Annotated in this window: 24 protein-coding genes, 1 tRNA gene and 1 pseudogene; 16 read left to right on the top strand and 10 right to left on the bottom strand. The window is 65.6% G+C overall.

What is annotated here, in order from left to right; genetic code table 11:
• Positions 1-7 precede the first annotated feature (7 nt).
• From menD to B4394_RS06020, 4 genes are all read left to right on the top strand, one after another.
• Entirely contained in the window at positions 8-1,630 is a 1,623-nt protein-coding gene (gene menD, locus B4394_RS06035) for a 2-succinyl-5-enolpyruvyl-6-hydroxy-3-cyclohexene-1-carboxylic-acid synthase (RefSeq protein ID WP_078314484.1), read from the top strand.
• Complete coding sequence (locus B4394_RS06030; protein WP_139359960.1) at positions 1,627-2,067, top strand: DUF3592 domain-containing protein; 441 nt, start codon at positions 1,627-1,629, stop codon at positions 2,065-2,067. The genes menD and B4394_RS06030 overlap by 4 nt, the downstream gene beginning before the upstream one ends.
• 61 nt (positions 2,068-2,128) lie before the next feature.
• Positions 2,129-3,271 carry a glycosyltransferase family 4 protein gene (locus B4394_RS06025; protein ID WP_078308345.1) on the top strand — a complete coding sequence of 381 codons (1,143 nt, stop codon included), beginning with the start codon at positions 2,129-2,131 and terminating at the stop codon, positions 3,269-3,271.
• A 19-nt stretch (positions 3,272-3,290) separates the two neighbouring features.
• The gene (locus B4394_RS06020) at positions 3,291-3,974 is read left to right on the top strand and encodes a demethylmenaquinone methyltransferase (RefSeq protein WP_078308348.1); all 684 of its coding nucleotides are present in this window, start codon (positions 3,291-3,293) and stop codon (positions 3,972-3,974) included.
• Positions 3,975-3,987: 13 nt separating this feature from the next.
• Here B4394_RS06020 and menJ read toward each other — a convergent pair whose 3' ends face one another.
• Positions 3,988-5,217, bottom strand: a complete 1,230-nt coding sequence (gene menJ, locus B4394_RS06015; protein ID WP_078308351.1) for a menaquinone reductase MenJ — start codon at positions 5,215-5,217, stop codon at positions 3,988-3,990.
• A gap of 38 nt (positions 5,218-5,255) precedes the next feature.
• Between menJ and B4394_RS06010 the strand changes: the two genes are divergently transcribed.
• Positions 5,256-6,242 (top strand): polyprenyl synthetase family protein, encoded by a 987-nt coding sequence (locus B4394_RS06010; protein WP_078314483.1) that lies wholly within the window; start codon positions 5,256-5,258, stop codon positions 6,240-6,242.
• A 77-nt stretch (positions 6,243-6,319) separates the two neighbouring features.
• Positions 6,320-7,180, top strand: coding sequence for a zinc metalloprotease HtpX (gene htpX / locus B4394_RS06005; RefSeq protein WP_078314482.1), 861 nt, complete (start codon positions 6,320-6,322; stop codon positions 7,178-7,180).
• A 76-nt stretch (positions 7,181-7,256) separates the two neighbouring features.
• Here htpX and B4394_RS06000 read toward each other — a convergent pair whose 3' ends face one another.
• Together B4394_RS06000 and B4394_RS05995 are read right to left on the bottom strand one after the other, a co-directional pair.
• Positions 7,257-7,790: a TIGR03086 family metal-binding protein gene (locus B4394_RS06000; protein WP_078314481.1), complete on the bottom strand. Its 534-nt coding sequence runs from the start codon at positions 7,788-7,790 to the stop codon at positions 7,257-7,259.
• Positions 7,790-8,230: a PaaI family thioesterase gene (locus B4394_RS05995; protein ID WP_078314480.1), complete on the bottom strand. Its 441-nt coding sequence runs from the start codon at positions 8,228-8,230 to the stop codon at positions 7,790-7,792. The genes B4394_RS06000 and B4394_RS05995 overlap by 1 nt, the downstream gene beginning before the upstream one ends.
• A gap of 48 nt (positions 8,231-8,278) precedes the next feature.
• Between B4394_RS05995 and B4394_RS05990 the strand changes: the two are divergent.
• A pseudogene (locus tag B4394_RS05990) lies at positions 8,279-8,879 on the top strand (TetR/AcrR family transcriptional regulator).
• A gap of 12 nt (positions 8,880-8,891) precedes the next feature.
• Here the strand turns inward: B4394_RS05990 and B4394_RS05985 are convergent.
• The gene (locus tag B4394_RS05985; RefSeq protein WP_078308363.1) at positions 8,892-9,257 is read right to left on the bottom strand and encodes a DUF4873 domain-containing protein; all 366 of its coding nucleotides are present in this window, start codon (positions 9,255-9,257) and stop codon (positions 8,892-8,894) included.
• A 135-nt stretch (positions 9,258-9,392) separates the two neighbouring features.
• Between B4394_RS05985 and B4394_RS05980 the strand changes: the two genes are divergently transcribed.
• The 7 genes from B4394_RS05980 (at position 9,393) to B4394_RS05950 (ending at position 16,481) form a co-directional block, all read left to right on the top strand.
• Positions 9,393-10,376 carry a diiron oxygenase gene (locus tag B4394_RS05980; protein ID WP_078314479.1) on the top strand — a complete coding sequence of 328 codons (984 nt, stop codon included), beginning with the start codon at positions 9,393-9,395 and terminating at the stop codon, positions 10,374-10,376.
• 90 nt (positions 10,377-10,466) lie between these two features.
• On the top strand, positions 10,467-11,450 hold the full coding sequence (locus B4394_RS05975) for an AurF N-oxygenase family protein (RefSeq protein ID WP_078308369.1): 984 nt from the start codon (positions 10,467-10,469) through the stop codon (positions 11,448-11,450).
• Positions 11,451-11,540: 90 nt separating this feature from the next.
• The gene (locus B4394_RS05970) at positions 11,541-13,145 is read left to right on the top strand and encodes a flavin-containing monooxygenase (RefSeq protein WP_078314478.1); all 1,605 of its coding nucleotides are present in this window, start codon (positions 11,541-11,543) and stop codon (positions 13,143-13,145) included.
• Between the two features lie 29 nt (positions 13,146-13,174).
• Entirely contained in the window at positions 13,175-14,038 is an 864-nt protein-coding gene (locus B4394_RS05965; RefSeq protein ID WP_078288622.1) for an SDR family NAD(P)-dependent oxidoreductase, read from the top strand.
• 10 nt (positions 14,039-14,048) lie between these two features.
• On the top strand, positions 14,049-15,119 hold the full coding sequence (locus B4394_RS05960; protein ID WP_078314477.1) for a ferredoxin--NADP reductase: 1,071 nt from the start codon (positions 14,049-14,051) through the stop codon (positions 15,117-15,119).
• Between the two features lie 37 nt (positions 15,120-15,156).
• Complete coding sequence (locus B4394_RS05955) at positions 15,157-15,648, top strand: hypothetical protein (protein WP_078308378.1); 492 nt, start codon at positions 15,157-15,159, stop codon at positions 15,646-15,648.
• Between the two features lie 20 nt (positions 15,649-15,668).
• Positions 15,669-16,481 (top strand): RsiV family protein, encoded by an 813-nt coding sequence (locus B4394_RS05950; RefSeq protein WP_078314476.1) that lies wholly within the window; start codon positions 15,669-15,671, stop codon positions 16,479-16,481.
• On the opposite strand, the gene B4394_RS05945 is transcribed toward B4394_RS05950, so the two are convergent.
• A complete protein-coding gene (locus tag B4394_RS05945) occupies positions 16,482-17,504 on the bottom strand; it encodes an NAD(P)H-dependent glycerol-3-phosphate dehydrogenase (protein WP_078288610.1) in 1,023 nt (340 codons plus the stop codon). It abuts the gene before it with no gap.
• Between the two features lie 34 nt (positions 17,505-17,538).
• Between B4394_RS05945 and B4394_RS05940 the strand changes: the two genes are divergently transcribed.
• On the top strand, positions 17,539-18,603 hold the full coding sequence (locus tag B4394_RS05940) for a TIGR03617 family F420-dependent LLM class oxidoreductase (protein ID WP_078314475.1): 1,065 nt from the start codon (positions 17,539-17,541) through the stop codon (positions 18,601-18,603).
• Between the two features lie 42 nt (positions 18,604-18,645).
• On the opposite strand, the gene B4394_RS05935 is transcribed toward B4394_RS05940, so the two are convergent.
• Positions 18,646-19,278: a LysE family translocator gene (locus B4394_RS05935; protein ID WP_078308386.1), complete on the bottom strand. Its 633-nt coding sequence runs from the start codon at positions 19,276-19,278 to the stop codon at positions 18,646-18,648.
• A 12-nt stretch (positions 19,279-19,290) separates the two neighbouring features.
• On the bottom strand, positions 19,291-19,782 hold the full coding sequence (locus B4394_RS05930; protein ID WP_078288602.1) for a YajQ family cyclic di-GMP-binding protein: 492 nt from the start codon (positions 19,780-19,782) through the stop codon (positions 19,291-19,293).
• Positions 19,783-19,873: 91 nt separating this feature from the next.
• On the opposite strand from B4394_RS05930, the gene B4394_RS05925 reads away from it, so the two are divergent.
• Positions 19,874-19,956: transfer RNA gene (locus tag B4394_RS05925), tRNA-Tyr, on the top strand.
• 111 nt (positions 19,957-20,067) lie between these two features.
• On the opposite strand, the gene B4394_RS05920 is transcribed toward B4394_RS05925, so the two are convergent.
• Genes B4394_RS05920 through B4394_RS05910 form a run of 3 tightly spaced genes read right to left on the bottom strand, consistent with a single transcriptional unit; the run spans position 20,068 to position 21,757 of the window.
• Positions 20,068-20,919, bottom strand: coding sequence for a metal-dependent hydrolase (locus B4394_RS05920; protein ID WP_078308392.1), 852 nt, complete (start codon positions 20,917-20,919; stop codon positions 20,068-20,070).
• A complete protein-coding gene (locus B4394_RS05915) occupies positions 20,916-21,293 on the bottom strand; it encodes a 2TM domain-containing protein (RefSeq protein ID WP_078308395.1) in 378 nt (125 codons plus the stop codon). Before B4394_RS05915 ends, B4394_RS05920 begins: the two co-directional genes overlap by 4 nt.
• Entirely contained in the window at positions 21,293-21,757 is a 465-nt protein-coding gene (locus B4394_RS05910; RefSeq protein ID WP_078308398.1) for a PadR family transcriptional regulator, read from the bottom strand. Before B4394_RS05910 ends, B4394_RS05915 begins: the two co-directional genes overlap by 1 nt.
• Positions 21,758-21,855: the final 98 nt, after the last annotated feature.

Genomic DNA, 21,855 nt, shown 5'->3' with positions numbered 1-21,855 from the left:
TGATGGCATGAACCCGTCGACCGCTCAGGCCCACGCGGTCGTCGACGAGCTCATCCGCGGCGGAGTACGCGATGTGGTGCTGTGTCCCGGGTCGCGCAATGCCCCGCTGGCCTTCGCGTTGCACGATGCGGACAAGGCCGGGCGGTTACGGCTGCACGTGCGCATCGACGAGCGCACCGCGGGCTTCCTGGCCGTCGGGCTGGCCGCGGCGAGCGGCGCCCCTGTTCCGGTGGCGATGACCTCTGGGACGGCGGTAGCCAATCTGGGCCCCGCGGTGGTGGAGGCCAACTACGCCCGGGTTCCGCTGATTGTCCTGTCGGCCAACCGCCCCTACGAGCTGCTCGGCACCGGCGCCAACCAGACGATGGAGCAGCTCGGCTACTTCGGCACCCAGGTTCGCGCCGCGATCAGCCTGGGCCTGGCGGAAGACGGTTCAGAGAAGATCGAGGCGCAGAACCCGCACTGGCGTTCAGCGACCTGCCGAGTCCTGGCCGCTGCCAAGGGGTCCCGTACCGCCAATGCCGGCCCCGTGCAGTTCGACATCCCGCTACGGGAACCGCTTGTGCCCGATCGCGATGAGGGGCCGATACCCGCGGGCCGCCCGGGTGGGGCGCCCTGGACGTACACCCCGGACGTGACGTTCGACGAACCCGTCGAGATCGATCTGACTCCCGATACCGTAGTGATCGCGGGCCATGGCGCGCCCGCTCACGCCAACCTGGCGATGTTGCCCACGGTGGCCGAACCGACTGCGCCCCAACCTGACAACCCGGTGCATCCGCTGGCGCTCGCCCTGCTGCATCCGCAACAGGTGATCATGCTGGGTCGGCCGACCCTGCACCGGCAGGTGTCATCGCTGTTGGCGGACAACCGGATTCCGGTGTACGCGTTGACCACCGGCCCGCGCTGGCCCGATGTGTCCGGCAACTCGCAGGCCACCGGTACCCGGGCCGTCATCTCCGGAGAGCCGGATGCCGCATGGCTGCACCGGTGCGCGCACGCGCACCAGAAGGCACTCGATGCGGTGCGCGGACAGCTGGATACTCACCCGCTGACCACGGGTCTGCATGTCGCGGCCAGGGTGTGTGGGTCATTGCGCGATGGTGATCAGCTGGTGCTCGGCGCCTCCAACCCGGTACGCGATGCCGCGCTCGTTCCGTGGGGGGCCAAAGACGTTCGCGTGCGCTCCAATCGGGGGGTCGCCGGCATCGACGGCACGGTGTCGACCGCGATCGGCGCGGCGCTTGCACACCAGGGGGGCCGTACCGTGGCCTTGATCGGGGATCTCACCTTCGTGCACGACAGCTCGGGTCTGCTGATCGGTCCGACCGAGCCGCGTCCCGAGAACCTGACCATCGTGGTCTCAAATGACAACGGCGGCGGCATCTTCGAGCTTCTGGAGCAGGGCGACCCTCGATTTCGTGACGTGTCCTCCCGCATTTTCGGCACCCCACATGACGTCGACATCGCGGCGCTGTGCCGGGCCTACCACGTGGATTCGAGATCCATCTCGGTGGAAGAGCTTGGCCCCGCGCTGGACGAACCGGCCGGTGGTATCAGGGTTCTGGAGGTCAAGGCCGACCGCTCCACCCTGCGCGAGCTGCACGCGGCCATCAGGGCAGCTCTGTGAAGCGGCGCTCCCGCGTCATCAAGCGAGTCCGGATCGCGGTGCTGGTGCTGGCGGGACTGATGACGTTGCAGTCCCTGCTGTTGGTCGCGGGGGCCTGGCGAAATGACAAGGCCATCGAACGGGATATGGGTGTCGCGCTGGCCGAGGTGCTCAGCGCAGGGCCACGGCGCTCCACCATCGAGTTCGTCACGCCGGAACGAGTCACGTATCGGCCCGAATTGGGCGTTCTCTATCCATCCGAACTCAGCCCGGGTATGCGCATCTACGTCGAGTACGACACATCCAACCCGGATTTGGTTCGCGTGCAAGGACGTAACGCGTCATTGTCGATTGTCCCCGCCGGGTCCATCATCGTCGTGGTGTGGATGGTCGCCGGGACGATACTGCTGGGGCTGGCATGGATGCAGCGCCGAAGTCCGGCGCCTGTTCACGCTTAAGTTTGCATGACGTATGCCTGGGGGCAACCTAACTGCCAAGTGACGCTGACATGCTCCCAGTGTGCGCATCGCGATCGTCGCCGAGTCGTTCTTGCCGAACGTCAACGGAGTCTCCAACTCGGTGCTGCGGGTGCTGGAGCACCTCCGCCGCACCGGGCATGAGGCCGTCGTCATCGCACCGGACACCCCCCGCGGACAGGCCCCTGCCGGTACCGAACACGACGGGGTGCCCGTGCACCGGGTGCCGGCCATCATGTTCCCCAAGGTGAGCACCCTGCCGTTGGGTGTGCCGCAGCCGCGCATGGTGCGGATCCTTCGTGATTTCGCGCCCGATGTGGTGCACCTGGCCTCGCCGTTCGTCCTGGGATACGGGGGACTGCGCGCCGCGCAGCACCTCGACATCCCCACTGTCGCCGTCTACCAGACCGATGTGGCCGGGTTCGCCGACAGCTATGGCGCCGGGTTCGCCGCTCGCGCTGCCTGGCGCTGGACCAAGCATTTGCACGGCCGCGCCGACCGGACGTTGGCCCCCTCCTCGTCCGCGATGGAAGGTCTTGCCGCACACGGAATCCCGCGGGTGTTCCGATGGTCGCGCGGTGTGGACATCGAACGCTTCGCGCCCTCGGCGCGCGACGAGGAGCTGCGTCGATCCTGGTCACCCGAGGGCAAGCCGATCATCGGGTTCGTCGGGCGGCTCGCCCCCGAGAAGCATGTGGAGCGGCTGGCCGTGTTGGCCGAACGCGACGACATACGGCTCGTCATCGTGGGCGGCGGCGTGGAACGGGACGCTCTCGAAAAGCTGATGCCCACAGCAATTTTCACTGGCGAGCTGACCGGATCGGCGCTGTCGCGGGCATATGCCAGCCTCGACGTGTTCATCCACCCGGGCGAGCACGAGACCTTCTGTCAGGCTGTGCAGGAGGCGCTGGCCAGCGGTGTTCCGGCCATCGCGCCGGATGCCGGCGGGCCGCGAGATCTGGTGATCCCGGGTCGCAACGGAATGCTGCTGCCGGTGGCCGACTTCGAGGCGCACCTCGGCATGGCTGTTGACCATCTGGTGCAACCGGCGACGCGCAGCCGATTCTCGGCGGCCGCGCGGCGGGGAGTGCTGTCGCGCACGTGGCCCGCCATCTGCGATGAGCTGCTCGAGCACTACGCCGCGGCGGCGGGCACCACGCTGGGCCGCGGCATCATGACGGCCTAGTGCGCTGTACCGTCACGGTATGAACCGCGCCACCCTGGAAAAGGACCCGCACGAGGTCGCGTCCATGTTTGACGCGGTGGCCAAGCGATATGACATCACCAATACCGTGTTGTCCTTTGGCCGGGACCGCGCCTGGCGCCGCGCCACCCGCGAATCGCTGAAGCTGAAACCCGGAGACAAGGTACTCGATATCGCCGCCGGTACCGCGGTCTCGACGGCAGAGCTCACCCAGTCCGGTGCCTGGTGTGTGGCCGCCGATTTCTCTGTAGGCATGCTCAAGGCCGGTGCGCATCGCGATGTGCCCAAGGTCGCCGGGGACGCGACACGGCTGCCGTTCGCGGATCACTCGTTTGATGCGGTGACGATCAGCTTCGGATTGCGCAATGTGGTCGATCACGTCGAAGGGCTGCGCGAGATGGCCCGCGTCACCAAACCCGGTGGCCGCCTTGCGGTGTGCGAATTCTCGACTCCGGTCAACCGGCCTTTCCGCACGCTGTACATGGAGTATCTGATGAAGGCGCTGCCGTCGGTGGCGCGCGCCGTCAGCAGCAATCCGGACGCATACGTATACCTGGCCGAATCGATCCGGGCATGGCCCGATCAGGAGGCGCTGGCTCAGCAGATCATCTCGGCGGGCTGGTCGAATGTGCGGTGGCGCAATCTCACTGGCGGCATCGTCGCCCTGCACGTCGCGGTGCTCTAACCGCGAGTAGTGATCAGCTGAACGGCGGACGCGCGTCGAGGCGTCGTGAGCCGCCGCCCGCCACGCGCCAGGCGCGTGCAATCGCGTCATGGTCCTCGTCGGTGACGAGATTTCCCATGAGCCGTACGGCAATTCGCATCAGCACCTGAGAACGCATGCCGACCGGGCCCATGACGGGCAGGAAGCGCGGCAGGGTCAGCAGCCCCGCGAGGCGTCGTGCAATGGAGAACGACCGTCCGTACCGGTCTCGTAGCAGCTCCGGCCACAGCTGCGAGTAGTCGTCGGCGTCGAGCACTTCGGCGGCGAGGTGCCCGGTTTCCAGCCCGTAGTCGATGCCCTCGCCGTTGAGCGGATTGACGCATGCCGCGGCGTCGCCGATGAGCATCCAGTTGGGACCCGCGACGCCGGACACTGCCCCGCCCATCGGCAGCAGTGCCGAGGCGATGGAGTGCAGGCGCCCGCTGAGCCCGAAGTCCTCGCGGCGCAGCTCCGCGTAGTACTCGATGAGCGGGCGCAGCGCCGCATCAGCGGGGCGTTTCGAGGTGGCGAGTGCGCCAACACCGATATTGATCTGCCCGCCACCCAACGGGAAGATCCAGCCGTATCCGGGGAGCACCTCGCCCTCGGGGGAGCGCAGCTCCAGGTGCGAGGTCATCCATTCCTCGTCGCCGCGCGCCGACTCGATGTACGCGCGCCCCGCGACGGCGTACACGGTGTCCTTGTGCCACTCACGCCCAAGCACTTTTCCGAGGGGCGAGCGCACGCCGTCGGCGACGATGACGGCCTTGCAGGCGATCTCGCCGGGGCCGCTGTTGTCGAGCACCCGGACGGCGGTGACCCGGCCCGCTGCGTCACGTTCCACGTCAACCGCCTTGGTGGACTCGGCCATCTTGGCCCCGGAGTCCACCGCCACCTGCCGGATCTTGTCGTCCAGCTCGGTGCGGCGCACCGCACTGCCGGTGCCGCCGAAAGATGGCCCGGGCCATGGCACTTCGAGATTGCCGCCGAAGCCGTGCAGGCGCAGACCCTGGTATCGGATGTGTTCGTCGAGCCATGGCCTGAGGCCGAGTAACTCGAGTTGTTCGACGGCGCGGGGGGTCAGTCCGTCGCCGCAGGTCTTGTCCCGGGGGAACACCGCCGAATCGACCAGGACCACCTCACGCCCGGATCGCGCCGCCCACGCCGCGGCCGCCGATCCGGCTGGTCCGGCACCGACGACGACCAGGTCCGCTGACGTCTGCACCCCCCCAGTATGTTGGACCGGTGAGTAACTCGACCACGGTGGCCGGAGTTGATCTCGGCGATCCCGTATTCGCCGCGAAGGTGCGCGACCATTTGGCCGCCATCGAAACCCTCATCGTGACCGAGCTGGGGCAGTCCGACCCGCTGTTGACGGAGTCTGTGCTGCACCTTTTCCACGCCGGCGGTAAGCGCTTCCGCCCGCTGTTCACGGTGCTCGCCGCCCAGACCGGACCAGATCCAGACAACGACGAGGTGATTCTCGCGGGTGCGGTGTGCGAGCTCATTCACCTGGCCACGCTGTATCACGACGACGTCATGGACGAGGCGCAGAAGCGTCGTGGCGTGCCCAGCGCCAACGCCCGGTGGGGTAACAACGTGGCGATCCTCGCCGGGGACTATCTGCTGGCCACGGCCTCGCGGCTGGTGTCGCGGCTGGGCCCCACGGCCGTGCGGATCGTCGCCGAGACCTTCGCCGAACTCGTCACCGGTCAGATGCGGGAAACCGTCGGGGTACCCGAGGACGGCGACGAGACCGAGCACTACCTCAAGGTGATCCATGAGAAGACCGGATCACTGATCGCGGCGGCCGGGCGCTTCGGCGCGATGACGTCCCGGTGCGACGACGAGCAGATCGAACGGCTGAGCCGCCTGGGCGCCATCGTCGGGACCGCCTTCCAGATCTCCGACGACATCATCGACATCGAGAGCCTCACGGACGAGTCGGGCAAGACACCCGGCACGGATCTGCGTGAGGGGGTGCATACCCTGCCCATGCTGTACGCCCTGCGCGATACCGGTCCCGATGCCGACCGGCTGCGTGCCTTGCTGGCGGCGCCCATTACCGACGATGCCGAGGTGGACGAGGCGTTGACGCTGCTGCGGGCCTCCCATGGGCTGGTGGCGGCCAAGTCGGTTGTCATCGAATACGCGGACCGCGCCAAGGCCGAATTGGTGGAGTTGCCCCCGGGCGCTGCCCGCGACGCGCTGGGTGTGCTGATCGAGTACACCGTGCTCCGGCACGGCTAGGTGCCTGGCAACCCGTCCGGAACCCAGGAGCACTGTCCTTCGTTAGCGTGGTGAACCAGCTAGAGGGAAGGGACACCATGCACGGCCACGCCAATGGACTCAAGACAGTGCTGCTACTCGGTGGCATGTCGGCGATGATCGTGTTCGTCGGCTCGCTGTTCCACAGCAAGAGCATCCTGCTGCTGGCCATTGTGTTCGCCGTCGGCATGAACGCGTTCATGTACTTCAAGAGCGACACGCTGGCGTTGCGTGCGATGCATGCCCAGCCGGTGACGGAGTTGCAGCAGCCCGCGATGTACCGGATCGTGCGGGAGCTCGCGACCGTCGCGCGCCAGCCCATGCCGCGGTTGTACATCAGCGATACCAATGCGCCGAACGCCTTTGCCACGGGCCGTAATCCGAGGAATGCGGCGGTCTGCTGCACGAGCGGCATTCTCGATCTGCTCTCCGAGCGTGAGCTGCGCGCCGTGCTGGGTCACGAGCTTTCGCACGTCTACAACCGCGACATCCTGATCTCCAGCGTGGCCGGGGCGCTGGCGGCCGTCATCTCGGGGCTGGCCAATATGGCGATGCTCATGAACTTCTTCGGCGGCGGGGGCGAAAATCGCCCGAATCCCTTTGCACTGTTCCTGGTTTCGATGCTGGGTCCGGTCGCTGCCACGGTGGTGAAGATGGCGGTGTCTCGTTCGCGGGAGTATCAGGCCGACCAGTCCGGCGCCGAACTGACCGGAGATCCGCTGGCATTGGCCTCCGCGCTGCGGAAGATCTCCGGCGGGGTGCAGGCTGCTCCGCTGCCACCGGAACCCCAGCTGGCCAGCCAGTCGCACCTGATGATCGCCAACCCGTTCCGGGCCGGCGACCGGGTGGCATCGCTGTTCTCGACACACCCGCCGATGGCTGATCGCATTGCGCGCCTTGAGGATATGGCCCGCTTCTAACCTTAGGCCGCCGAGTGTGAAGCCACGGCGGACATTCGGTGAAAATCCCGCCGTAGCTTCACGGTCGGTGAAACCGTCAGACGGACCGTCCGCTCAGCGCGGCCAGCCTCTCGAGTACCGGCGCGTTCGCGGCGACGGGCTGCGGGGTGCCGAACTTGCCGGACCGCGCGAATGCCCCGGCGCGTTTCTCGACGAGGTCCAATGCGTCCTCGACGAGGTCGGCGGGCAGATTCGCGGGAAGGCCGGTGGTCTGTGCCAGGTCCCAGCCGTGGGTCAGCAGATCGGCCATGCGGACCTGTAGCTGCCTGTCGCCGGTGGTGTGCGCGAACGGGCCCGGGTAGGTCTGCTCGAGCACACCCGGAAGCGCCAGCGCGTCATGCAACGCCTGCGCTGACTGCTGGTATGCCACCACGGGATCTTCACCAGTGCCGCCGCTGGGCCCGCCGAAGCGCGCTGCCAGGGAGTAGTTCACCTCGACGAGGTGGTTCACCAACTGGCGCAGATTCCACTCGGTACAGGGCGTCGGGGCGTCCCACTGGTCTGGACGCACGGCCGCGATCAGTGCCTCGATGGCCGCCGAGGCCCGCAGGAAGTCGTCGGCGGGCCTCATTACCGGTACACCATGACCGTGGTGGTGCCATGCGCCACCAGCCTGCCCTGGGAGTCGACCACCTTGCCCTCGGCCGTCGCCACCCGGCGGCCGGGGTGCAGGACGTTGCCCGTCGCGACCAGTTTCTCGCCGTCCGTGGGGACAGTCCGGACATAGTTGACCTTGAGTTCGAGTGTCCCGTAGCCGATTCCGGGCTCCAGAGTGGAGTGCACGGCGCAGCCCAGCACGGAGTCGAGCAGCGTCGCGCAGATCCCGCCGTGCAGGGTGCCGAGCGGATTGGCGAACTCGGGCCGGGTCACCACGCTGAAGGACACCGAGCCGAATTCGATCTTTTCCATCTGCATCCCGAGCAGACGCCCGATGGGCGGCATCCCGTCGGACGTCCCGCCCATGCTGCGCAGCAGCTCGAGTCCGGTCAGGTTCTCGATTTCCGTGGTCATGGCCACCCTTCCGCGTAGACTGATTGGTCCATACGACGGTAGCAGGCTATAGACCGACTGGTCCATGTCGAGTGAGGAGGCCGAGGTGGCGACGGGTCCACGGCAGCGTCTGATCGACAGTGCGATCGTCATGATGCGCGAACGCGGGGTGCATGCCACGGGCCTTGCTGACCTGCTCAAACGCAGCGGCACCGCGCGCAACTCCATCTACCAGCACTTTCCGGAGGGCAAGGCGGAGCTCCTTGCCGCGGCCGAGCTCGCGGCGGCCGAACTCGCCAACGGATTTCTCGACGCGCTGCGGGCACGCGGGGACGCCGAGTACCTCATCACCAAGTTCATCGCGTGGTGGGTCAATCAGCTTGAGACTCACGACTTCGACACCGGTTGCCCGCATGCCGCGGCCGCGCTCGCCGGCCCGGGGGAGGCGCAGATCCGCGCGGCGGCCAACGATGCCTTCATCGGGATGCGCGCCCGGCTGGCGGAATCCTTCCGGGATTCGGGGGTGACCGATGGCGCGGAGTCCCTTGCCTCGCTGACGGTCAGCGCGATCGAGGGGGCGCTACTGCAGGCGCAGGCCGCTCACTCGGTGCAACCGCTGCGCGATGTTGAGCATGAACTGATCTCGCTCCTGCGCGCCCGGCGGCAGTGAGGGCGAAAACCCTTATTCCGCTTCGACTTCCGTGAGGTTGGTGGCGACGTGAAACGGGGGAGTGCTCTTCCCGATCACCCGGTACCGGTTCCATGGGTCGGGATCGCCGATGAAGGCATCCCGGGCGCTGTGAGAAGTGCGAATCGTGGCCTTCACCCGTGCCTCGTCGCCGATGATCGCGGTCAGCTGTTCGTTGGGCCTGATGCGGCCGATCCACCGGTAAATGCCGTCGATCGGCTCGCTGTACCCCTTGAGCTCCAGCTCGACCGGGACGTCGACACCACGAACGCTCACCGTTGCCTCGCCGATGTAGTCCGAATCGTCATGCGGGCTGTGCGTGAAGACGCTGTTGGTGTCGTCATGTCGGGGAAGGCTCATGATTCTCCGTCCGGCTTGGTTGCCTCTTGACAATCGGGACGCCGTCCCGACAAACTCGCTGACATATGCGTAACAAAGAGTACCCCATACTTTTGGATACGGATATTCAATCTTGGCTGACCAGAAGGCGATGACGTGACGTCCAGCAGTTACAAAGACATCAACTACACCGACTATGACTTCAGGCCGGCTACCACGGTCGATGGTGGGATTCCTGCGCGCCGGCGCCGGGTGGGTGATCGGCTCAAGACGGCCCGGCGACTGCTCTTCGAGGCCACGGAGCTCAGCTACGACCCCGAGCTGGATATCGACTGGGACGCGCCCCTGGACCCGGGAATGCACTGGCTGGCCGCCCAGCAGGTATCCCTCTACGGCACCCCGCAGTGGGATGTGCTTTCGGTCGAGCAGCGCGGTGAGCTGGCGCGCCAGGAGCTGGTCAGCCTGCTGAGCTTCGTCATGGATGCCCAGGGCGCGCTGGCCTCGCTGATGTTCCGCGACGTCATCGAAGGCAACACCCTGACCGACGACTACACCCGTTTTCTCCTCGCCAGCGTCCGCGATATCAGCCGTAACGCCACCATGGTTGGCCGGCTGATCAACAAGACGGGGTTGGAGCTCCAGCCCGCTCCGATGGCGGTGCAGCGCCTTCAGCGGTTCTTCGTGCCGCTCATCCCGCACGGTCCGCTCGGTCGCGGATTCATCCTCCTGCTGCAGCGGTTGATCCATCAGTTGATGTGTGAGCTCGAGGCCGACGAACAGGCCCAGCCCGTGGTCCGGCAGGTCGCGAAGATCTGCGTTCTGGTCGGCCGTCGCCAGCTTGAGTTCGCCGAGGATGAGCTCTACCGCGCCGTGGATGCGCGCAGGTATCTCCCGCCGGCATTGGCTGATGTCTCGGTCGCACTGCTGACGGTGTTGGCGACGTCCTTGATCGTGCGTCCGCCGGTGTACCGGAGCGTGGGGCTGACCGAGCGGGCAGGGCGCAGGGCGGCCGCCCGCGGCGAGAACGGCCGCTATCGGAACGCGGTGCTGCTGCGGCGGTACTTCGACGTCGCCCAGGACGCGGGCATGTTCAGAACCAGTGCTGCACGGGCGATTCTCAGAGGTCGCGGCCTCCTGTGACCTCGCTGGGGATTGACAAACGACAGCGCCAGCATGAGACTAAAAGTAATGGGTACTGAAAGTAATGCATAAAATTGGAGGGCGGGATCAATGACGACCATCGACCAACCGACGGCCCTACATGAGGCGGGAGCCTCGTCGGTACGGGGCAAGACCGTGGGCGACCGGCAAAAGACGGCGCAACGACTGCTGCGCTCGGCCGCGGAGCGTGCCTACGACGGCGAGGTTGACATCGACTGGGACGCCCCGGTGGTGCCCGGCTTGTACTGGGCCACGCCGCGCCGGACGTCGCTGTACGGCACCAAGCTGTGGGACAAGCTGACTCAGGATCAGCGCATCGAGCTGACGCGCCACGAGCTCGGCTCCGTGTTGAGCTTCGGCATCTATGTCGAGACCGGTCTCAGCGCCATGCTGTGGCGGCAGGTTGTCGAGCAGAACGGGGGAGCGACCGATCACGGCCGCTACGCGTTGACCGAGATCAGCGAGGAAGCGCGGCATTCCACCATGTTTGGCCGCCTGGTGAACAAGCTCGGCATCGAGCCGTACACCTATCCCAAGTTTGCGACGCGTGTCATCCGGCTTCTCGGTTTGGTGCCGCTGGGCCCCTCGGGGCTTGGCACGCTGCTGCTGGTCGAGGAGGTGCTTGACCGCGCGCAGCGGGAAACGATGATGGATGAGACGGTGCAGCCGCACGCTCGGCAGCTCATGAAGATTCACGTGCTGGAGGAAGCGCGGCATATCACTTATGCGCGTGAGGAACTGGTGCGACAGATCGCCGAGCGGGGGCCGGTCTCCAACGCGTTCCACCGTGCGGTCTTCGCTCTCTCGGTGATCGGTATCTATCCGGTGCTCTTCAACCCCAAGGCTTACCGGTCGGTGGGTGTTCATCCCCTGCGTGGCATGTTTGCCTTCCTGACGTCACCGAACTATCGCGAGAACGCGACGTGGGTTTCGGAGCCGCTGATGCGCTTCATGCACGAGATCGGTTTCCTGGACGGCAAATTCACTGGCCGGCTGCTGCGGATGTCGCGGGCGATGCCGGACGACATCCTGGCCGAGATCAAGGCGCGGTAAGCGCCGAAAGAACTGGCTCGTTGCCGGGGGCAATGAGCCAGTTCTGCCGTGTCAGGGTTCCACCTTCGAGAGAGAAAGCGATTGCGCCACATGACTGTTACCGATACATCGTCCGAAGAGCGGCAGCCAGACACTGTAGTCGAGGGCGGCCAGTCGGAGCCCATCCGTGTTCGTGCGCTGATCGTCGGCACCGGGTTCTCGGGTATCGGCGCGGCGATCGCGTTGCAGAAGATGGGGGTGCCCTTCCTCATCCTGGAAAAGGCCGGCGAAATGGGCGGCACCTGGCGCGACAACACCTATCCCGGCGCAGCGTGCGATGTGCCCACCCACCTGTATTCGTTCTCGTTTGAGCCGCGCTCGAACTGGGAACAGCTCTTCTCCCGGCAGCCTGAGATCTTCGACTACCTCAAGGAAGTCGCCGCCAAATATCGTCTGTACCGGCACGTCACTTTCAATACGCGTGTCACCCGCGGGTATTGGGACGAGAGCGAGTACCGCTGGCACGTGTTCACCGAGAGCGGCCAAGAGTACATCTGTCAGTTCCTCATCTCCGGGGTTGGTGCCCTGCACATCCCGAGCATCCCGGAGATCGAGGGCCTGGACCGCTTCGAGGGACCGGTCTTTCATTCCGCGCAGTGGAACCACGACTTCGCCCTGGCCGGCAAGAAGGTCGCCGTCATCGGCACGGGCGCCAGCGCCATTCAGTTCGTCCCTGAGATCGTCGGCCAGGTCGGCGAACTGAAGCTGTTCCAGCGCACCGCACCATGGGTGTTGCCGCGCACCAATGTCGAGTTCGGCTCGGTGGCCAAGCGGGCGTTTGCCAACATTCCGGGTCTGCGTGCGCTGTTCCGCAGCGGCATGTACTTCGGCGCGGAAGCCGGTGCGTACGCGATGAACCGGCGCCCCGCCCTACTCAAAGGCGTTGAGCTGCTCGGGCGTGCGTACATCAAGAGCCAGATCTCGGATCCGGAAGTGCGCCGCAAGGTGACACCCGATTACCGCGCCGGATGCAAACGGCTCCTGGGGTCGGCGACGTACTACAAGGCCATCGAGAACCCGAAGACGGAACTGGTCACCGAGTCCATCGCGCGGGTGACCACCGACGGCGTCGTCACCAGCGACGGGATTGAGCGCAAGGTCGACGCCATCATCTTCGGCACCGGCTTTCACGTCACCGACTCGTACAAGTACCTGGATCTGAAGGGGCAGAACGGGGAGGACCTCGGCGACCGCTGGTCACGGGAGGGCGTTACCGCCCACCGCGGAATCACCATCGCCGGCATGCCCAACCTCTTCTTCCTGTTGGGCCCCAACACCGGTTTGGGCCACAACTCGATCGTGTTCATGATCGAGTCGCAAATCCACTACGTCACCGAGGCGATCAAGCACGTCGATGCGGCCTATGCCCAGGCGATCGTGCCCACCCGCCAGGCGCAGGACCGGTTCAACGCCGAAGTCCAGCGCAAGCTGCAGGGCTCGGTCTGGAACAACGGCGGCTGCCAAAGCTGGTACTTGGACGAGCATGGCAAGAATCGGACGCTATGGTCGGGATTCACCTTCGAATACTGGTCGCAGACAAGAAAAGTGGACCCCACCGAGTACGAGTTCGAGGGTGCGGTGCCTCCGGCCGTACGCAAGACCGTTCCGCTCGCCGACGGCCCCCGGCAGACCTCGCCGAGCATGGCCGCGAACTAGGCCACCCGCCCAACAGAAGCGAGAAAACGATGAAAAACTTCGACAACAAGGTCGCCGTAATCACCGGCGCCGGTTCGGGTATCGGCCGCAGCCTGGCCTTGACGCTGGCCCAGCGCGGTGCGCGGTTGGCGCTCTCGGACATCGACACCGCCGGGGTGGCCGATACCGCCGGGCGCTGTGAGAAGGCGGGTGCGACTGCCATCCCATTCGAACTCGACGTCGCCGATAGGGCCGCCGTGTATGCCCACGCCGCCGACGTCAAGAACGAGTTCGGTCAGGTCAATCTGGTGTTCAACAACGCCGGAGTGGCGCTTTCTGCCGACGTCAAGGACATGGAATGGGATGACTTCGACTGGTTGATGAACATCAACTTCTGGGGTGTCGCGCACGGCACCAAGGCATTCCTGCCGCACCTCATCGAATCGGGCGACGGCCACATAGTCAACGTGTCGTCGGTGTTCGGATTTATGGGCATACCTTCGCAGAGTGCCTATAACGCGGCAAAATTCGCCGTCCGTGGCTTCACCGAGGCACTGCGCCAGGAGATCCGGGCGGCGAAGTATCCCGTCGGCGTCACCTGTGTGCATCCCGGCGGGATCAAGACCAATATCGCCTCAAGCGCGCGCGGTATCCCCGAAGGCGTAGACCGGGAAACCGTCCGAAAGGGCTTCCAGCTCGCGGCGATCACCCGGCCGGACTCGGCGGCCCGGATCATTTTGCGGGGAGTCGAGAAGAATCGGCCCCGTGTGCTGATCGGTCCCGACGCTCGCGTGTTCGACGCCATACCGCGCATCATCGGGCCGCGCTACGGGGACCTGATGGCGCCCTTCTACGGAATCGGCAAGTACGGAATCGGCAAGAAGGTCGCGGGCCGCTTCGGTATCGAGCTCTAGGAAGCCGTCGATGACAGACACCGTCTCGCCCGATACACGCACAGTGACCGGAAACCCCCACGTTCACTCGTTGGAGGTCGTCGAAATCATCAGGGAGACAGGCGATGCGGTCTCCCTGGTGTTCGAAGTGCCGGATGCGCTCGCGCCTGCCTTCCGTTACCGGCCGGGCCAGTTCCTCACGCTGAAAATCCCGAGTGAGCAGACAGGCTCGGTGGCGCGCTGCTATTCGCTGTCCAGCTCGCCCCATCTCGATGACGACCTCGTCGTCACCGTCAAGCGGACAGATGGCGGGTATGCGTCGAACTGGCTGTGCGACAACGTCGTTGTCGGGGACCGCATCACCGTGCTCACCCCCTCCGGGGTCTTCGTGCCGCGCTCGCTGGACGGCGACTTCTTACTGATCGCGGCGGGCAGCGGTATCACCCCGATGCTGTCCATAGCCAAATCGGTTCTGCTCGGCGGCGCCGGAACGGTCTACCTCTTCTACGCGAACAGGGATGAGCGCAGCGTCATCTTCGGCGCCGAGATCGAAGAGATCATGGTGGAATTCCCGGACCGGCTGCGGGTGGTGCACTGGCTCGAGTCCGAACGCGGACTGCCTACCCGCGAAGCCATGGGCGAGCTGTTCGCCGCCTATCGGCGGTACAGCACGTACATCTGTGGTCCGGCACCCTTCATGGACGGCGCCCGTGCCGCGTTATCGGCCGTCGGGATGCCCGCCCACCACATTCACGTCGAGCTGTACCAGTCGCTGACCGGCGATCCGTTCGCCGACATTGTGGTGCCGCGGGCCGGTGACGGGGACGCCGCCGAGGCGAGCGTGGAACTCGACGGCACGCAGATCACCGTCGAGTGGCCCAGGAACACTCCGCTGCTCGATGTGCTGCTGGTCCGGGGCATCGACGCGCCGTACTCGTGCCGCGAAGGCGCGTGCAGTGCCTGTGCCTGCACGGTGCGCCGCGGTGAGGTGCGGATGCTGCGCAACGACACCCTGGTCGACGCCGACCTCGCCATGGGGCTGACCCTGGCCTGCCAGGCCGTTCCGGTCACCGACAGCGTCGATATCGTCTTTGATCAGTAGACGCGAGATTGCGCGCGATCTTGGATATGGTCACGGGATGCGTACCCTGCCCATCCTTGGCGCTATGACCAGCGCGGTCGCCGCCGTCATGCTCGCGGGTATGGCGTCTGCCGACCCGGACACCCCGAATCCGCTTGACCCGTCCGGGCTTCCGAACGTCAACGGATTCACTGCGGTATCGCCGCTGGAATACAGCATCATGGCGGACACCGCCTATGGCTTCACCATCCCCGGCGGGATCTCCTGTCTGATCAAGCGCGCCGACGCCAGCTATGGCTGCAGTGGTCCACTGCCCGGGGCACCGAACGGGGCGAACCTCGTCAGCGGCAGTACGGCTCCCGGTTTCGCCAGCACCGATCGGCCGATCTACGGCATCGGCGGTGAATCCTTCAAGCCCTTGCCGCCAGGTCATCGCCTGAGTTACCGCGAGGTCAGCTGCGGCCTGGACGGCGCCGGCACGCTGACCTGTGTCAACAACCGCTGGCAGAACGGCTTCGTGGTCGGTCCGGGCGGCAGCTACACCACCTAGTGGCCCGTTAGATTGGTTCCATGCGTCTTGGGAACCTGCTGATCGCCGCCGTGTGCGGCATCCTCCTCGTCGGTTGCGATCGGGGAGAAGCACCCAGCGACACGCCCACTCAAGCGTCCAGCGGCGCGTCAGACGCCGCCGCGACCACCCCGACCGTGACGGTCGATCCGGCTGCGGAGTCCGCGTGCCCCAAACACGGTGGTCGCTGGGATGCCACCCAGGGCTGCGTCATCGACGAGGTCACGCCGCAGGCCACGCAACATCTGCTCGTCCCCGTCCAGTGGGATTCGTCGTTCCCTGAGCTGCAGAAGGCGGTTGACGAGCTGGTGGCGGATATCCGCGCCAAATTCCGCACGTCCGTCGAGCGTGCGGGTGCCCCACCCGAAGGCAAGCAGTGGGCGCTCAACGTCACCTTCGACGCGTACCAGGGCAAGGGTGTGCACCCGTCCGATGGAGTCCGGTTCTCCATCAGTGAGTCGCTCGGCGGCTATCACCCGGGATTCGCGTTTCGCACCGTCACCTTCGACCGCATCACCAAACAGGCCATCACCCTGGGGTCGCTGCTGATCGATCTCGCGGCGGCGCTGCCCAAGATCTCCGCACTGGTCCGCAGCGATCTGCGCGCGCAACTCGGCGGTGTGGGCTCCGAATTCGTCGATACCGGAACGGTTCCTGAGGCCGGAAACTTCAAGAATCTCTCCCTCGACGGCGACGCGCTGCTGTTCTCCTTCGAGCCCTATCAGGTGGCGGCGTATGCCGAGGGGCCGATGCAGAGCCGGGTGGCGCTGTCCGAGCTGCGTGATGTGGTGAAGCCCGAGTACTTGCCGGCCTGATCAGAATCCGGTGCCGTGCACCTCGTGGCCGGGTGTCGCCGCCATGAGCCCGCGGTAGGCCTGCTCCACGGTGGAGCCGTGGTTGATCACCCCGTCAACCTCGCGGGCGATCGGCATGTGGATGCCGTACTCGTCGGCGAGCGTCATCACCACCGACGAGGCTTTCACGCCCTCGGCCACCTGGTTCATCGCCTGGATGATCTCGTCGATGGTCTTGCCCTTGCCGATCTCCTCACCGACGTGCCGGTTGCGGCTGCTGGGGCTGGTGCAGGTGACGATGAGGTCGCCCAGGCCCGCCAGGCCCGGGAACGTCTCGGGGTTACCGCCCATGGCCACACCGAGTTTGGTCATCTCCCGCAGGGCCCGCGCGATCACCATGGCGCGGGTGTTCTCGCCGATCCCGATCGCATAACCCATACCGCTCGCGATGGCGAAGACGTTCTTGAGCGCGCCCGCCATCTCCACACCCACCACGTCGTTGGTGCTGTACACGCGAAAACGTGAGGTGCGGAAGAGCTCTCCCAGACGCGCTGCCTGGTGCTGATCGGGCATCGCGACAACACCGGCGGCCGCATACCCGCGAGCCACCTCCTTGGCGATGTTGGGCCCGGCCAGGATGCCCGCCGGGTGCCCGGGCAGCACTTCCTCGATGATCTGCGACATTCGCATCCGCGACCCCTGCTCGAGGCCCTTGACCAGCGAGACGATCGGCACCCACGGGCGCAGCGACTGCCCGATTTCGGTCAGCACTTCGCGAAAGCTGTGCGAGGGAACCCCCATGATCACCACGTCGGCCTGCTCGATGGCCTCGTGTAGGTCCGAGGTGGCGCGCAGGCTTTCGGTGAGCTCTACCTCGTCGGTGAGATATCGCGAATTACGGTGCCGTTCATTGATATCCGCCACGGTCTCCGGCGAGCGGGCCCACTGCAGGGTGGGGCTGCGACGCGCGACAATCGACGCCACAGTGGTGCCCCAGGATCCGCCCCCGAGGACGACGACTTGTGGTTCACGAAGTGCTGCCATGCCCGCCAGGGTATGGGCCCGGTGCGCCTCGAATATGGACTTCGGCAATATGAGTGTGGTGCTGATCGATGTAACGCTCACGACCGGGTTGACCGCCATGGCTGCCGACGCTGCCGAGGCCGAGGGTGCCGGGTACTCCGGTATCTGGACGTTCGAGGGAGCGCACGACCCATTCTTGCCGCTGTTGCTGGCCGCCGAGCACACGAAGGAGGTCACCCTGGGCACCTCGATCGCGGTCGCGTTCGCGCGAAATCCGATGCTGCTCGCCACTATTGGCTGGGACCTGCAGGCATATTCGAATGGGCGATTCATCCTGGGACTCGGCACGCAGATCAAACCCCACATCACCCGCCGGTTCGGCATGCCGTGGAGCAGTCCCGCAGCGAGAATGCGGGACATGGTGCTGGCCGTGCGCGCCATCTGGCAGTCGTGGCAGGAGCGTGGCCGCCTGGATTATCGCGGTGAGTTCTACCAGAACACCCTCATGACGCCGATGTTCATGCCCGATCCGGGTGAGGTGAGCGCCTTTGGCCCGCCACCTATCTGGCTGGCCGGTGTCGGTAGCGGGATGACCGAGGTGGCCGGCGAGGTCGCGGACGGATTCTTGTCGCACCCGTTCTGCACGCCCGATTACCTCGCGCAGGTCACCCTTCCGACGCTGGCGCGGGGCGCGGAGAAATCCGGAAAGACGCTCGCCGACATTCACATCCATCACTCGCCGATGATCATCATCGGGCGTGATGACGCCGAGCTGGCCAGCGCCCGCGCCGCGGTGCGCAAGCAGCTCGCCTTTTACGGGTCCACACCCGCCTACTGGCCGATCCTTGAATTGCACGGCCGCACAGAGGTGGGCCCGAAACTGAAAGAGCTGTCCAAACAAGGCGAATGGGATGCGATGACCAGCCTGATCGACGACGAGTTCGTCGACACTGCGGCCGTTACCGTGACCGACGTCGCGCAGGGCGCACGCGAGTTACAGTGCTGCTACGGGGATCTGGTGCACCGATTGGGTTTCAACACTCCGTACCGGCCCGACCGCGCGCTGCTGGCCGAGCTGCTGCGAGAGTGCTCCGCCGGTCGTCGAGACTCCGGTTCCTGACGCGTATCGCGGGTAGATCCGACGAAACGCGGCGTGTCGGCGTCAGCTGGAGCTCACCGCCACACCGGCGCCCAGCCCGACGATCATGAATCCGCCCGTGGCCCCGACCGCCTCAAGACGCTTGGGGGAGCGTGCGAACCAGCTGCGTGCGGTGCCCGCCAGCACCGCCCACAGGCTGTCCGAGGCGAGCGCGATCAGCACGAAGATGGCGCCGAACACCGCGATTTGCACCGGCATCGACCCCGCCGCGGGGTCGGCGAACTGGGGGAGTACCGCCGCGAAGAACAGTGCGGTCTTGGGGTTCGTCATACCGACGACGAAGCCCTGCCGGAACACGCGTTGCGTACCGACCGCGGGATGCTGCGCGTTCAATGCGTTGATGAGCGACTTGCGGTTCCGGATCGCCTGTACGCCAAGGTAGATCAGGTAGGCGGCGCCGACGAGCTTCACCGCCGTCAGTGCCCAGGCGGACGCGGCCAGGAGTGCGCCCAATCCCGCCGTGGTCAGCACCAGCGGCACCATCGTGCCGGCGGTGTTGCCGAGCACCGTGACCAGACCCGACTTGCGCCCCAGGCTCAGCGAGCGGCCGACTGCGAACAGCACGCTGGGCCCGGGGATCACGATGATGGCGTAGGCCGCGATCGCGAAACCGATCAGATGCGTTGGAGTGATCACCGGACCATCGTCTTACCGGTAGTTGACGAACTGCAACGCAATATCGAGATCGGAGCCCTTCAACAGGGCCTGAACAGCCTGCAGGTCGTCGCGCTTCTTGCTCGACACCCGGATTTCCTCGCCCTGTACCTGCGACTTGACACCCTTGGGGCCCTCGTCGCGGATGATCTTGTTGATCTTCTTGGCGTTCTCGGCGTCGATGCCCTGCTTGAGGGTTCCGGTGAGCCGGTAGGTCTTGCCGCTGGGGGCGGGGTCGCCCGCATCGAAGGCCTTCATGCTGATGTCCCGGCGGATGAGCTTCTCCTTGAAGACGTCGACGGCCGCCTTCAGGCGCTCCTCCGTGGAGCTCACCAGCTCGATGGCCTCGTCACCTTTCCAGGCGATAGTGGTGTCGGTCCCACGGAAGTCGAATCGGGTGGCCAGTTCCTTGGCCGCCTGGTTCAGCGCGTTGTCGACCTCCTGACGGTCGATCTTGCTCACGATGTCGAATGATGAATCCGCCATAACTGCTCCCTCTTTCTGGTCCTCGTATGTTCCGTATCCAGTCGGTTTGCGTTGGCCCGACCCTATCGTTGTATCCTGCATCGTCTGATAAGGCGGGTTGCCCGAGCGGCCAATGGGAGCGGACTGTAAATCCGTCGGCTTACGCCTACGCAGGTTCGAATCCTGCACCCGCCACAGCACTCAGGCCCCCTCTCGAGGGGGCCTGAGGTCGTTTTAGGGGGTTGGATCATCACCGGCCGGGCAGAATCCTCTGTGCGACTGCCCCAGCACGCAGGGCGGGTCCGCTCAGCGCAGATGGCCGGCCAGCTGTCCTTGCTCACCGAAGAGTTCGGTGTTCCAGCGTTCCACGAGGTCTGTGTTGTCGAACTCGTCCGGGTGGAAACCGGGGCGGTTGTAGGCCCTGACACGGTTAAGCACGTCCCGGGTGGCGAAGGGTGAATTCCGCAGCTCGCCAACACTTTTGGCTAACCTGACGGGGTTGTACGTCGCCCTGTCCGGAATCAGGGACATCAGGGTGTCGAGGACGGTCCCGCAGAGGAACACCGTGGTGATGAGCCGCATAGCCCACCTGCGCATCCGTTCGGTGCCCCCGACGGCGCGATAGACATCGAATGCGACGGCACGGTGTTCGGACTCCTCCAGCGCATGCCAGAGAAGCATCGAGCGGACCTCGCCCTCGCCCAGCAGATCCTGGGCGCGCTGATCGGTCAGCAGCGTCTCGGCGAGCGTCGCGGTGTAATGCTCCAGGGCCGCCGTCATGGCGAGGTTGAAGCGAGGCGGCAGGTATCGCGTGTAGAGATTCATCACGCGCATGGTCATCCGGTCGACGATGCGCGTCGGGTAGCCCATCTGCTGTAGCCGCTCGTTGAGCTCGCGGTGTTCGCGCCCGTGAGTCACCTCCTGGCCAATGAACCCGGCCACCTGCTTCTTCAGCACGGGATCGGTGATCTGGTCGGAGAAGTGTTTGACGGACCGGATGAAGTAGTCCTCCCCCTCGGGGAACACCGCGGAGAGCATCGCGATGACGTGGCTCATCACCAGGTCGCCTTGTACGTAGTGGCGATCCAGTGAACCGGTCGGATACTGGAATGTGATCCGCCTGGTCTTGATGGTCCTGGTGCTCTCGTCGGTGGTCATGGTGACTCCTGAGTGGGTGTTTCGTGAGTGGCTCGGTTAGTGCCCTCGGCAGGCCAGGACTCGAGGGCGGGCTCACCCTCGGCGTGACGCCAAATGGACCTGGCGACGACGTAATGGGCGATGAGGGCAATGCCCCAGCCCAGCAACGGATAGATGAACCAGGGGTACGCAGTCCCGTGGTCGAATTGCCAGGTGAGTGCCCAGATCGCGACCAGGAGGATCTGCACGGCCACATAGGTGGCGGCGTGGATCTGGAAGGCTGCTCGATTCACCTGCCCGATCCATGCCCGGCGTTTTCGCTCGAGCCTGTGCTGTTCCTCCTCGGCCCGGCGTTCGGCGCGTTCCACCGCTCGTTCAAAGGCATCACCGCTCACTACTTGGCTCCTCTCCTGCGGTCGTCAACTCGGGCAAGCCCTGTGATCTCGGTGGCGGCCCGATCGAGGATCGCCTCGACCGCGACCGGATCCACGCGCCCTGCGGACGGCATGACCCGCGCGGAGAACCGGGCGAGGATCTTCTCGAACGAATCCCCACGGCCGAACCGTGCGCCGGTGCGCAGTTCCACCGCCGCGAGCACATCGGCGCGGCCGGTCAGCGCTTGTTCGCCCTCTGCGGACGCCCGATACACAGTCCGGCCTTCGCGTGTCTGACCCGTCAGCAGGCCTTCCACGGCCAATGCCTCGACGGCGGGATACACCGTGCCGGGGGACGGTTGGTACCCGCCGGGCCCGAAGAGCCTCGACAGTTCGGACATCAGCTCGTAACCATGCATTGGGCGCTGCGCCAGCAGTGCCAGAAGTACGAGCGGCAGCTCGCCATGACGGAAGAAACGTGCCATATCAGAGCCCCCTCTCTTCTCCTACGAAAGTATTACGAAAGCTATATCGAAACTATTACGAAGTCAACGGATGGCAAGCAATCGGGCAGACGAAGCAC

The sequence above is a fragment of the Mycobacterium sp. D16Q16 genome, assembly GCF_002013745.1.
Lineage (GTDB): Bacteria > Actinomycetota > Actinomycetes > Mycobacteriales > Mycobacteriaceae > Mycobacterium.
This window is presented reverse-complemented; position numbering and strand designations above follow the sequence as displayed.

Bases quoted from the DNA above. Each gene is read 5' to 3' on its own strand.
- menD (WP_078314484.1), top strand. From the start codon at position 8: ATGAACCCGTCGACCGCTCAGGCCCACGCGGTCGTCGACGAGCTCATC.
- B4394_RS06020 (WP_078308348.1), top strand. From the start codon at position 3,291: ATGAACCGCGCCACCCTGGAAAAGGACCCGCACGAGGTCGCGTCCATG.
- htpX (WP_078314482.1), top strand. From the start codon at position 6,320: ATGCACGGCCACGCCAATGGACTCAAGACAGTGCTGCTACTCGGTGGC.
- B4394_RS06000 (WP_078314481.1), bottom strand. From the start codon at position 7,790: ATGAGGCCCGCCGACGACTTCCTGCGGGCCTCGGCGGCCATCGAGGCA.
- B4394_RS05995 (WP_078314480.1), bottom strand. From the start codon at position 8,230: ATGACCACGGAAATCGAGAACCTGACCGGACTCGAGCTGCTGCGCAGC.
- B4394_RS05985 (WP_078308363.1), bottom strand. From the start codon at position 9,257: ATGAGCCTTCCCCGACATGACGACACCAACAGCGTCTTCACGCACAGC.
- B4394_RS05975 (WP_078308369.1), top strand. From the start codon at position 10,467: ATGACGACCATCGACCAACCGACGGCCCTACATGAGGCGGGAGCCTCG.
- B4394_RS05970 (WP_078314478.1), top strand. From the start codon at position 11,541: ATGACTGTTACCGATACATCGTCCGAAGAGCGGCAGCCAGACACTGTA.
- B4394_RS05965 (WP_078288622.1), top strand. From the start codon at position 13,175: ATGAAAAACTTCGACAACAAGGTCGCCGTAATCACCGGCGCCGGTTCG.
- B4394_RS05960 (WP_078314477.1), top strand. From the start codon at position 14,049: ATGACAGACACCGTCTCGCCCGATACACGCACAGTGACCGGAAACCCC.
- B4394_RS05955 (WP_078308378.1), top strand. From the start codon at position 15,157: ATGCGTACCCTGCCCATCCTTGGCGCTATGACCAGCGCGGTCGCCGCC.
- B4394_RS05950 (WP_078314476.1), top strand. From the start codon at position 15,669: ATGCGTCTTGGGAACCTGCTGATCGCCGCCGTGTGCGGCATCCTCCTC.
- B4394_RS05945 (WP_078288610.1), bottom strand. From the start codon at position 17,504: ATGGCAGCACTTCGTGAACCACAAGTCGTCGTCCTCGGGGGCGGATCC.
- B4394_RS05940 (WP_078314475.1), top strand. From the start codon at position 17,539: ATGGACTTCGGCAATATGAGTGTGGTGCTGATCGATGTAACGCTCACG.
- B4394_RS05930 (WP_078288602.1), bottom strand. From the start codon at position 19,782: ATGGCGGATTCATCATTCGACATCGTGAGCAAGATCGACCGTCAGGAG.
- B4394_RS05920 (WP_078308392.1), bottom strand. From the start codon at position 20,919: ATGACCACCGACGAGAGCACCAGGACCATCAAGACCAGGCGGATCACA.
- B4394_RS05910 (WP_078308398.1), bottom strand. From the start codon at position 21,757: ATGGCACGTTTCTTCCGTCATGGCGAGCTGCCGCTCGTACTTCTGGCA.